Source organism: Rhizobium sp. NFR07 (assembly GCF_900111905.1).
Lineage (GTDB): Bacteria > Pseudomonadota > Alphaproteobacteria > Rhizobiales > Rhizobiaceae > Neorhizobium.
On the sequence record NZ_FOKM01000013.1, the window covers coordinates 92,503 to 103,569 of the forward strand.

The following is an 11,067-nucleotide window of genomic DNA, read 5'->3' on the forward strand; positions in this document are numbered from 1 at the left end:
GCCGGGCCATATTTACAATTCCGCCCGGTTTTCGGGTCCCCCCGGATTTCCAGCTTGGTGATAGTCTTTGACCTCCAGCCCAAGCAACGGTATCGAAACCTGAAATGCCCGCGAGAAACGCGGAGCAGAGATGAACAAGAACGAGACTGAACACGATGAAATTTCTCGACGAGGCAAAAGTCTATATCCGCTCCGGCGACGGTGGTGCGGGCGCGGTCTCGTTCCGGCGAGAAAAATTCGTCGAGTTCGGCGGACCGGACGGTGGTGACGGCGGGCGCGGCGGAGATGTCTGGGTGGAAGCCGTGAATGGGCTCAACACCCTGATCGACTTTCGCTTCCAGCAGCATTTCAAGGGAAGCATCGGCATCCATGGCATGGGCCGCAACCGGACCGGTGCCAATGGCGACAGCGTAACGCTCAAGGTGCCTGTCGGCACCCAGATCTTCGAGGAAGACAACGAGACGCTGATCGTCGACATGGTCAAGGAAGGCCAAAAGTTCAGGCTTGCCAAGGGCGGCAATGGCGGCTTCGGCAATACCCATTTCAAGTCTCCGACCAACCAGGCACCGAACTGGGCAAACCCAGGCCTGGAGGGCGAGGAGAAGACAATCTGGCTGCGGCTGAAGCTGATCGCTGACGCTGGCCTTGTCGGCCTGCCGAATGCCGGCAAGTCGACCTTCCTGGCATCGGTCACGCGCGCGCGGCCGAAGATCGCCAACTATCCATTCACCACCCTTCACCCCAATCTCGGTGTCGCAGCGATCGACGGGCGTGAATTCGTGCTGGCCGATATTCCCGGCCTGATCGAAGGCGCCCATGAGGGCATCGGCCTCGGCGACCGTTTCCTCGGCCATGTCGAGCGCACCCGTGTTCTGCTGCATCTCGTCTCCTCGATGGAGGAGAAGGTCGGTCAGTCCTACAAGACGGTGAAGGCCGAGCTCGAAGCCTATGGCGGTGGCCTGACCGACAAGCAGGAAATCGTCGCGCTGTCGCAGATCGATATCCTCGACGAGAAGGAACTAAAGAAGAAGGCCAAGGAACTGGAAAAGGCCTGCGGCCAGACGCCATTCCTGATTTCGGCCGCGACAGGCAAGGGCATGACGGACGTGCAGCGCGCGTTGCGCGATGTCATCGTCGAAGCCAGCGAAGGCGAAGATACGGCCCTGCCCGATCGCTCGGTTCCCCAGCAGGACTTCGATCAGGACGACGAAGATGACCGGTATTGAGACCAGCGCTCGCAAACCGCTTGCAAGCTACCGCCGCGTCGTCATCAAGATCGGCTCGGCGCTGCTGGTCGATCGCAAGACGGGCTTGAAGTCGGCGTGGCTCGATTCCGTCTGCAGTGATATCGCGGCATTGAAGGCCGCGGGCGTCGACATTCTCGTCGTGTCCTCGGGCGCGATCGCGCTGGGGCGCACGGTGCTGGATCTGCCCGCCGGCGCGCTGAAGCTAGAGGAAAGCCAGGCGGCTGCCGCCGTCGGCCAGATCGCGCTTGCCCGTGCGTGGTCGGAAAGCCTGTCGCGGGATGGCATCGTCGCGGGACAGATCCTGCTGACGCTCGGCGATACCGAGGAGCGCCGCCGCTATCTCAATGCCCGCGCCACGATCAACCAGCTGCTGAAGATCGGCGCCGTGCCGATCATCAACGAAAACGACACGGTTGCCACATCGGAAATCCGTTATGGTGACAACGACAGGCTCGCGGCGCGCGTTGCCACCATGACGGGCGCGGACCTGCTTGTGCTTCTGTCGGATATCGACGGTCTCTACACCGCGCCTCCGCATCTCGATCCGGAAGCAAAATTCCTTGCAGCGATCCCGGCCATCACGCCGGAAATCGAAGCCATGGCCGGCGGCGCCGCATCCGAGCTGTCGCGCGGCGGCATGCGCACCAAGATCGATGCCGGCAAGATCGCCACCGGCGCCGGCTGTGCGATGATCATCGCATCGGGCAAGACGGATCATCCCATGCAGGCGATCGAGCAGGGAACGCGTTCCTCCTGGTTTGCGCCGTCGGGGACACCGGTCACCGCGCGAAAGACCTGGATTGCCGGACAGCTGCAGCCGGCGGGCGAACTCTTTGTCGATGAAGGTGCCGAAAAGGCGCTGGGCTCCGGCAAGAGCCTGTTGCCTGCCGGGGTACGCCGCATCGAAGGTAATTTCCATCGCGGCGACACGGTCGCAATCATCGGGATCGGCGGCCGGGAAATCGCCCGCGGGCTCGCAAGCTACGACGCCGAGGAAGCACGCCAGATCACCGGCCGCAAGTCGGCCGAGATCGAGGCGATCCTGGGTTATGCCGGTCGCGCCGCAATGATCCATCGCGATGATCTCGTGATGACGGCTGCCGTTCGGCGCAGGACGAGCAGCAAGGAGGATATTGCCCATGCTGGATAAGGTTTCCGCGACAGATGTCGAGGCTATGATGGCCGAGATCGGCCTCAATGCGAGGGATGCTGCTCGCAGACTGGCGATTGCCTCGACGGATTCCAAGGACCGCGCGCTTCGCGGCATGGCGGATGTCATTCTGGCCGCCAAGGACAAGATTCTGGCCGCCAATGCCGAGGACTTGAAACAGGTCGAAGGCAAGGGCCTCCTCCCATCCTTCATCGATCGTCTGACGCTTGATGAAAAAAGCATCGCTGGAATAGCGCAGGCCCTTCGTGAGATCGCCGATTTCAAGGACCCCGTCGGCGAAGTGATCGCGGCCTGGGACCGGCCGAACGGGCTTAAGATCGAGCGCGTCCGCACACCTCTCGGCGTCATCGGCGTGATCTATGAAAGCCGTCCCAATGTGACCGCCGATGCGGGTGCCCTGTGCCTCAAGGCCGGCAATGCCGTGATCCTGCGGGGCGGCTCGGATTCTGCGCATTCATCGCAGGCAATCCATGAATGCCTTGTCGCGGGACTGAAGTCTGCAGGCCTTCCGGAACATGCAATTCAGATCGTACCGACGACGGATCGCGCAGCCGTCGGCGCGATGCTCTCCGGCCTGAACGGCACGATCGACGTCATCGTGCCCCGTGGCGGCAAAAGCCTCGTTGCCCGCGTTCAGAACGAGGCGCGCGTGCCGGTGTTTGCCCATCTCGAAGGTCTCTGCCACATCTATGTCGATGCGTCGGCCGATCTCGACATGGCGAAGAGGATCGTCGTCAATGCCAAGATGCGCCGAACAGGCGTCTGCGGTGCGGCTGAAACACTGCTCGTGGACAAGGCAGTTGCCGATACGCATCTCGTTCCGCTTCTCACGGCCCTGACCGAGGCCGGTTGCGCCATACGCGGCTCCGCCGAGGTGTTGCAGGCCTCGCTTGCGGCAACCGCGGCGACCGAGGAGGACTGGCGGACGGAATATCTGGATGCCGTGATCTCGGTGACTGTCGTTGACGGCATCGACGGCGCCATCCACCATATAAACACTTACTCGTCGAACCATACGGAAGCAGTCATCGCCGAAGATCCGGGCGTCGTCGCGCGCTTCTTCAACGAGATCGATTCCGCCATCCTGCTGCACAATGCGTCCACCCAGTTTGCCGATGGCGGCGAGTTCGGCATGGGCGGCGAGATCGGCATCTCGACCGGCAAGATGCATGCCCGCGGACCGGTCGGCGTCGAGCAGCTCACCTCTTTCAAATACCGCGTGCACGGCACCGGTCAGATACGTCCTTAAGGCGCCGGTTCGACGTGGAGGAGCAAAAGGTCGACCGCCGTTATCTGACGATGCCGCATGTAGAGCGCGGCATGGCGATCGGCCTGTTCGGCGGCTCCTTCAATCCGCCCCATGAGGGCCACCTGCTTGTTGCGGAGATCGCGCTTCGTCGCCTGGGTCTTGATCAGCTCTGGTGGATGGTGACACCCGGCAATCCGCTGAAAAGCCGCTCGGAGCTTGCCTCGCTCGACGACCGGATTGCCATGAGCAACAGGCTCATTCACGATCCGCGCATCAAGGTGACGGCTTTCGAGAAAACGCTCGGCGGATCCTACACAGCGGACACGCTCGGCTTCGTGAAGGCAAAAAACCCGCAGGCACATTTCGTCTGGGTCATGGGCGCCGACAGCTTGAAGACATTTCACAACTGGCAGAAGTGGCGGGAGATAGCCTCCACATTCCCGATTGCCGTCATAGACCGGCCCGGATCGACGCTCTCGTTTCTCTCTTCCAAGATGGCGCGCACCTTCGACTACGCCCGGATCGACGAGGACGATGCCGGCAGTCTCTGGAAGCGTCCGGCGCCCGCATGGACCTTCATCCACGGCCCGCGCTCAACGTTGAGCTCAACCGCAATCCGGGCAACGAACGGTCGAAAGCCCGGCTGAAAACTCAATATGACATGCAGACGAAGAATGCGCGCATTACGATCACCTTATATGGTTCTCACTTGAAAGATTAACCGTTCGGTGCCACCTTCGAGTAAGCGGCCGAGTCTGTCGGATTCGCTGAACGTGCATGTTGCTGTTACTTGGACGAAAGGAAAAACCCTGACAACAGTACACGCCAAGGGAAAGATGGCCTCCATCCTCCCGCAGAGTTCTGAACGTGGCGCCGATGCCGCTGCCCGAGCTCTCGAACTGATCCTCGCAAGCCTCGAGGACTCAAAAGCAGAAGACATCGTCACAATCGATATTGCCGGGAAGTCTGCGCTGGGCGACTACATGGTCGTGGTCACCGGGCGATCGAACCGCCATGTCGTGGCGATCTGCGAACATCTCGTTACCGACCTCAAGGACGAAGGCCTCGGATCGCCCCGTGTCGAAGGACAGGAAAGCGGCGACTGGGTGCTCATCGATACCGGTGATGTCATCGTCCATGTGTTCCGTCCGGAAATCCGCGAGTTCTACAACATCGAAAAGATGTGGGCGGCGCCGGATATCGACGAGGGACCGCTTCTGCATTGAGCGGTTTGGGCTTGGCCTGAACCGTCGCAAGCCGCTAAAGCAACGCCGGCACGTCGTGCTGGCGGCGCAGGAGGCCGCTGTGTGAATTTGAACGGATCAGGACATGCGTATCACCTTTTTTGCCGTGGGACGGCTCAAGGCCGGACCGGAGAAGGATCTTGCGTCCCGTTACCTCGACAGGTTTGCCAAGGCAGGCCCGGCCATCGGGCTGGAACTGGCCAAGCTCGTCGAGATACAGGAGAGCCGCGCGTCAAATCCGGAAACGCGCAAGCGCGAAGAAGCAGCCGCCCTTGAAAAGGCGTTGCCCGAGGGCGCGGCGCTGATCCTGCTGGACGAGCGCGGCAAGTCTCTGGATAGCCAGGCATTTTCGGATGCGATCGGCCGTTACCGCGACAACGGCAAGCGGGACATGATGCTGGCGATCGGCGGCGCCGACGGCCTCGATCCCGATCTGCGCGCCCGCGCCGATCTGGTCGTCAATCTCGGCATCATGACATGGCCGCATCAACTGGTCCGCATCCTCATCGCAGAACAGCTTTATCGCGCCGTGACCATACTTTCCGGCCACCCCTATCACCGCGTTTAACCTTTCGTTGAGGCTCAAACACGATGTTGTTTGTGGCGCCGCGGAGCAAATCACCTTAGGCTTTGCGCAAATCAATCGGAGCGGAAATGGGCGAACCCGGGAAAGGATCTGGTAAGATAGCACCAGGTTTGGCCAGCGCTTTGGCCATGACCGTGCTTCTCGCGTCCGCCCCATCCGGCCTCTATGCGCAGGAGCCGCCTGCCGAGCTTCGCACGTCGCTCAACGAAGGCGGCCCCAATGCCGGGCATAACACGCCAGCCGATCCCACCAGTGAACTGCAGCTGAAGCGAGACGAGACACGCAAGGAGCTCGAAACGCTCGGCAGGACGATGAGGCTTTCGGCCGACAAGCTTACCGAGATCGAGCAGAGCATAGCGCAGACCAGCAAGGACAGCGCCGATATTCGCCAAGCCCTGATTGAATCCGCTGCAAAGCGGAAGGAGCTGGAGAAGAAGATCCTCGACGGCGGAAAGAAGATCGCCTCCCTCGGCGTGCAGGAGGATGGCATTCGCAAGTCCCTGCGCAGCAGGCGCGGTGTCCTGGCCGAAGTGCTGGCCGCCCTGGAGCGGATGGGCCGCAACCCGCCGCCGGCACTTCTGGTCAAGCCGGAGGATGCGCTGGCTTCCGTTCGAAGCGCCATTCTCCTTGGCGCCGTGGTACCGGGGATGCGGGCGGAAGCCGAGCGCCTCGTCGGCGATCTCAAGGCCTTGAGTGACACGCGGAATGCCGCCGCCCAGGAAAAGCAGACGGTAACCGACGCCGTTGCCGCAAGCCTGGAAGAAGACAAGCGCATGGACTTGCTTCTGGCCGAGAACGAAAAATTGAACACGCGAAACACGGCGGAGCTGGAGGCTGAAAGACGCCGCTCGGAAGAGCTTGCCAGCCGTGCGAACTCGCTGGATGGCCTCGTTAACTCGCTGGAGAACGAGATTGCCTCTGTTCGCGACGCCATCGACCGGGCACGCGCGGAGGAGGAAAGGCAGCGGCAGCTTTCCGAAGCGGATCGCGACAAGGCGAGGCAGCTGGCCGAGAGTGGTGTGCCCGACAAAAACCGCATTGCGCCAGCATATGCGTTTTCCAGTCTCAAGCAGAAGCTTGACTTTCCAGTCGCCGGCGATGTCGTGCGTTGGTTTGGCGATCCTGACGGGACGGGGCATACGGCGAGAGGCATGACAATCGCATCCAACGCCGGCGCGATCGTGACCGCACCGGCAGACGGTTTGGTCGTTTTTGCCGGATCTTTCCGCAGCTATGGCCAGACAATCATTCTCAATGCCGGGGATGGCTATTACGTCGTCCTCACCGGAATGGAGGAGGTGAATGTCCGCCAGGGACGCTTTGTCTTCGGCGGTGAACCGATCGCCATGATGGGTGAGAAAAGAGTGGCAAGTGCAACCGCGTTGGCGCTGGAAACTGATCGCCCAACGCTTTACATTGAATTCAGAAACGACGGCACACCTGTTGATTCCAGACCATGGTGGACCGCGAAGGAAACTGGAAGGGCACGAAATGATTCGTAGGGCTTCTCTTGTTATCGTCGGCGCGCTCATGGGTGCGACGGCAATGAGTGTGATCTATTCGGCAGGGGTTCCGGCCCAGGCGGCTGGACCATCCACCTACAAGGAACTCTCCATTTTCGGAGACGTCTTCGAACGTGTGCGCGCACAATATGTGACGCCGCCCGATGAAGAGAAGTTGGTCGAGAACGCCATCAACGGCATGCTGACCTCGCTCGATCCGCATTCCAGCTTCATGAATGCCAAGGATGCCGACGACATGCGGACGCAGACCCGCGGCGAATTCGGCGGTCTCGGCATCGAAGTGACGATGGAGAACGAACTCGTCAAGGTTATCGCACCGATCGACGATACCCCCGCCTCGAAGGCTGGAATTCTGGCAGGCGACTTCATTTCCGAGATCGATGGCCAGGCCGTCCGCGGCCTCAAGCTTGAGGAAGCCGTCGAGAAGATGCGCGGCGCCATCAACACGCCGATCAAGCTGACCGTCATTCGTCAGGGCGCCGACAAGCCGCTGGAGATTACGGTCGTGCGTGACATTGTTGCCGTCCGCGCCGTCAAGTCGCGCGTCGAGGGCGGCGATGTCGGTTACGTACGCGTCATCTCCTTTACCGAGAAGACCTATGACGACCTGGAGAAGGCGATCAAGAAGATCAAGGCAGACGTCCCAGCCGACAAGTTGAAGGGCTATGTCCTCGACCTGCGTCTGAACCCAGGCGGCCTTCTTGATCAGGCTATCAACGTGTCGGACGCTTTCCTTGAGCGTGGCGAAGTGGTTTCGACCCGTGGCCGCAATGCCGATGAGACCCGGCGCTTCAATGCAGGCCCGGGTGACCTGACCGACGGCAAGCCGGTGGTCGTGCTCGTCAATGGCGGCTCCGCTTCCGCATCGGAGATCGTTGCCGGTGCCTTGCAGGATCTGAAGCGCGCAACGGTGGTCGGAACCCGGTCCTTCGGCAAGGGCTCGGTACAGACGATCATCCCGCTTGGCGATGCAGGCGCACTTCGCCTCACCACCGCGCTCTACTACACGCCATCCGGCAAATCGATCCAGGGAACGGGTATCAACCCGGACATCAAGGTCGAACAGCCGCTGCCGCCTGAACTTCAGGGCAAGCTGCAGGCCGAAGGCGAATCGAGCCTCAAGGGTCACATCCAAGGCGCAGCTGAAACCGACGAAGGTTCCGGCTCTGCAGCCTATGTGCCGCCGGAAACAAAGGACGATATCCAGCTGAACTACGCGCTGGATCTTCTCCACGGCACGAAGACCGACCCTTCGTTCCCGGCCAATCCGGAAAAGGCAGCTGCTGCCGTCAAGAACTAAGCGCATGAGCGAGGGAGCACTATCCGAAGCGCCCTCGCTCAGACACTAACTGGACAGCACGGAAATTTGCGTGGGTACTGATCTCCATGCCCCTTTGGGACAGGCACGCCCGCCAAAGCGGAAGCCCTCGCACAGACGATTATCGGCAACCCTGATCGGGGTTGCTGTTGTCTTTGTGGTTATCGGTATTTCGGTCTATTTTTCCGGTCAGGACGATGGGCTGAAGCAAGCATCACCCGCGCACCCTCCATCCCCACCGCCTGAAACCGCCGCCGCCGATAGCCCGGCGCGGCAGCCCTCGTCGCCCGAACGCTCGAATTCCGGTGCGAACATCGAACGAACTCCGACGGCAGATGGCGGCTACGTTACGAAATATACGCCTCGCGATCGTGAAGGCCCTCTTGTCATTGATGCTCAGCGTGTCGGTCAGGATCCGCGAATAGCAGGCCAGCCCAATCCGGATCTCCTGGAAGAGACGAGCGCCGGAAAGCTTCCGATTATTGCTCCTGACGGGCTTCGCTCGATGGACCAGTATGCACGGCCATGGTCCGGCGCGCGGGGAACCCGCATTGCTATCGTCGTGGGCGGCCTCGGGCTCAGCCAGACCGGCAGCCAGAAGGCTGTGCAGCAGCTGCCTGCGGGTGTGACGCTCGCATTTGCCGCCAGTGGCAATAGCCTTCAGCGCTGGATGCAGGAAGCACGCCGCAAGGGGCACGAGATCCTGCTCCAGGTACCGCTGGAGCCTTTTGATTATCCGGCCAATGATCCGGGACCTGGCACACTTCTCACGGGCAGTTCCGCAAAGGAGAATCTGTCACGCCTGCATGACGCGATGGCCCAGCTTACGAATTATACGGGCGTCATGAATTACCAGGGTGGCCGCTATCTTTCCGACGAGAAGGCACTCCGGCCAGTCCTACAGGATCTGGCCAATCGCGGCCTGCTGTTCCTCGATGATGGCACATCGCCCCTGTCCAAGACCGGAACGGTATCCGATACCACGAACCTTCCCCATGCCTTTGCGGACGTCGTTCTTGACGCGCAATTGCAGACCCAGGCCATATTGCGAAAGCTCGATGATCTCGAGCGCATCGCGGATCGCCAGGGCACGGCGATCGGCGTGGCCTCGGCTTTCGACGAGAGTATCGAGGCGATAAGACAATGGAGCGAGGAAGCGACGCAGCGCGGTATCGAGATCGTCGGCGTCTCGGCAGTCGTGCGCGACAAGGGCCAGCCATGAAAGGAATGCGGAAGTGAGCAAGCAGAAGAAGCCGGTGAGGGCCGAGGATCTCCCCTATCGCCCGTGCGTGGGGATCATGGTTCTCAATCGCGACGGATTGGTATGGGCCGGAAGGCGTATCGCGGAAGGAAACAGTGAATACGATGGCTCGCCTCAGCTCTGGCAGATGCCGCAGGGCGGCATAGACAAGGGCGAGGACCCGCTTCCCGCCGCCTATAGGGAGCTTTACGAGGAGACCGGCATGAAAACGGTGAGTCTGCTGGCTCAATCCCGTGACTGGATCAACTACGATCTTCCGGAACACCTGATCGGCATCGGACTGAAGGGAAAATACCGCGGCCAGACCCAGCGCTGGTTTGCCTTCCGCTTCGAGGGAGACGTGAGTGAGATCGCCATCAACCCGCCACCCGGCGGTCACGAGCCCGAATTCGATGCCTGGGAATGGAAGCCCATGGCCGAACTGCCGCAGCTGATCGTTCCGTTCAAACGCGGCGTATACGACCAGGTCGTGGAGGAGTTCGCGCATCTTGCCCAGGCAGCTGCCTGATCAAGCGCAACCCCTTGTCGAAAATAAAAAGACCCGGTTTTTGCGGCCGGGTCTTTTCGTTGGTTATTCAGCAGCGTCCGCAGATTCGGCGTTGAGCTGGCCGTAGCGCTCCTCGCCGATCTTCGCCAGAAGATCGAGCTGGGTCTCGAGGAAGTCGATATGGCCTTCTTCGTCCTTCAGCAGCTCTTCAAAAAGCTTCATGGACACGTAATCGCCGGCCTCGTGACAGAGATCACGGGAGGCTTTGTAGGCCGTACGGGCGTCGTATTCGCCGGCAAGATCGGCTTCCAGCACTTCCTTGACATTCTGTCCGATGCGCAGAGGCGCAACGGTCTGGAGGTTCGGATGACCTTCGAGGAAGATGATGCGGTCGATCAGGCGATCGGCATGCTGCATTTCTTCGATTGACTCGGCACGCTCCTTCTTGGCAAGCTTGGTGAAACCCCAGTCGCTAAGAAGACGATAGTGCAGCCAATATTGGTTTACGGCTCCCAGTTCGAGGAACAGTGCCTCGTTAAGCCGCTCGATGACCCTTTTGTCGCCTTTCAATGTCCGCTCTCCTGTTGTCCTCATGGAACTGTCTTAAGCGGGACATATATACAACGACTTCGTCCTCCGTCGAGTGACGGCGGTCATGATATTCTTCCGTCGTGCGGATGATCAGATCCACGATGTTCGGGAAACAGCCGCAACAGCGGCCTCGCTTGCTCATCGCGTGATAGACCTTCGCGGGAACGATGAGCTGCCAACAGTCCTCGTCGAGAAGCTGGACGATGACGTCCCTGATTTCTTTATCAGTGATGTAATTGCAGCTGCAGACGAGCATTCCCGGTAGACCTGTCAAAACATGACGATTGCTATCTCCTTTTTTGGGAAAGAAGACCTAATATGTCAAGAAAAATTCAGCCGAGGGCGATCACGGAACGCTGAGTGCAAGACCTCAAGAACACCATGCCTTGG

General features: G+C 60.5%; 12 protein-coding genes. 10 read left to right on the forward strand and 2 right to left on the reverse strand.

All coding sequences use genetic code 11. The annotated features are described in order from the left end of the window. Positions 1-155 precede the first annotated feature (155 nt). The 10 genes from obgE (at position 156) to BM216_RS24255 (ending at position 10,107) form a co-directional block, all read left to right on the forward strand. The gene (gene obgE / locus BM216_RS24210; protein ID WP_093001796.1) at positions 156-1,226 is read left to right on the forward strand and encodes a GTPase ObgE; all 1,071 of its coding nucleotides are present in this window, start codon (positions 156-158) and stop codon (positions 1,224-1,226) included. Next, on the forward strand, positions 1,213-2,397 hold the full coding sequence (gene proB, locus BM216_RS24215; protein WP_093001797.1) for a glutamate 5-kinase: 1,185 nt from the start codon (positions 1,213-1,215) through the stop codon (positions 2,395-2,397). Before obgE ends, proB begins: the two co-directional genes overlap by 14 nt. Further along, on the forward strand, positions 2,387-3,667 hold the full coding sequence (locus BM216_RS24220) for a glutamate-5-semialdehyde dehydrogenase (RefSeq protein WP_093001798.1): 1,281 nt from the start codon (positions 2,387-2,389) through the stop codon (positions 3,665-3,667). The genes proB and BM216_RS24220 overlap by 11 nt, the downstream gene beginning before the upstream one ends. Before the next feature lie 50 nt (positions 3,668-3,717). Continuing rightward, on the forward strand, positions 3,718-4,314 hold the full coding sequence (locus BM216_RS24225; protein ID WP_093001888.1) for a nicotinate-nucleotide adenylyltransferase: 597 nt from the start codon (positions 3,718-3,720) through the stop codon (positions 4,312-4,314). A gap of 189 nt (positions 4,315-4,503) precedes the next feature. Then, entirely contained in the window at positions 4,504-4,893 is a 390-nt protein-coding gene (gene rsfS / locus BM216_RS24230; protein ID WP_093001799.1) for a ribosome silencing factor, read from the forward strand. A gap of 103 nt (positions 4,894-4,996) precedes the next feature. Continuing rightward, a complete protein-coding gene (gene rlmH / locus BM216_RS24235) occupies positions 4,997-5,479 on the forward strand; it encodes a 23S rRNA (pseudouridine(1915)-N(3))-methyltransferase RlmH (RefSeq protein ID WP_093001800.1) in 483 nt (160 codons plus the stop codon). Between the two features lie 146 nt (positions 5,480-5,625). Continuing rightward, positions 5,626-6,999 (forward strand): murein hydrolase activator EnvC family protein, encoded by a 1,374-nt coding sequence (locus tag BM216_RS24240; RefSeq protein ID WP_244530299.1) that lies wholly within the window; start codon positions 5,626-5,628, stop codon positions 6,997-6,999. Beyond that, positions 6,989-8,320: a S41 family peptidase gene (locus tag BM216_RS24245; protein ID WP_093001802.1), complete on the forward strand. Its 1,332-nt coding sequence runs from the start codon at positions 6,989-6,991 to the stop codon at positions 8,318-8,320. The genes BM216_RS24240 and BM216_RS24245 overlap by 11 nt, the downstream gene beginning before the upstream one ends. A gap of 70 nt (positions 8,321-8,390) precedes the next feature. Beyond that, positions 8,391-9,560, forward strand: a complete 1,170-nt coding sequence (locus BM216_RS24250) for a divergent polysaccharide deacetylase family protein (RefSeq protein ID WP_093001803.1) — start codon at positions 8,391-8,393, stop codon at positions 9,558-9,560. Between the two features lie 13 nt (positions 9,561-9,573). Then, entirely contained in the window at positions 9,574-10,107 is a 534-nt protein-coding gene (locus tag BM216_RS24255; protein ID WP_093001804.1) for an RNA pyrophosphohydrolase, read from the forward strand. A gap of 63 nt (positions 10,108-10,170) precedes the next feature. On the opposite strand, the gene bfr is transcribed toward BM216_RS24255, so the two are convergent. Further along, positions 10,171-10,656: a bacterioferritin gene (gene bfr, locus BM216_RS24260; RefSeq protein WP_143102851.1), complete on the reverse strand. Its 486-nt coding sequence runs from the start codon at positions 10,654-10,656 to the stop codon at positions 10,171-10,173. After that, positions 10,622-10,951, reverse strand: coding sequence for a (2Fe-2S)-binding protein (locus BM216_RS24265; protein ID WP_244530300.1), 330 nt, complete (start codon positions 10,949-10,951; stop codon positions 10,622-10,624). The genes bfr and BM216_RS24265 overlap by 35 nt, the downstream gene beginning before the upstream one ends. Positions 10,952-11,067 lie beyond the last annotated feature (116 nt).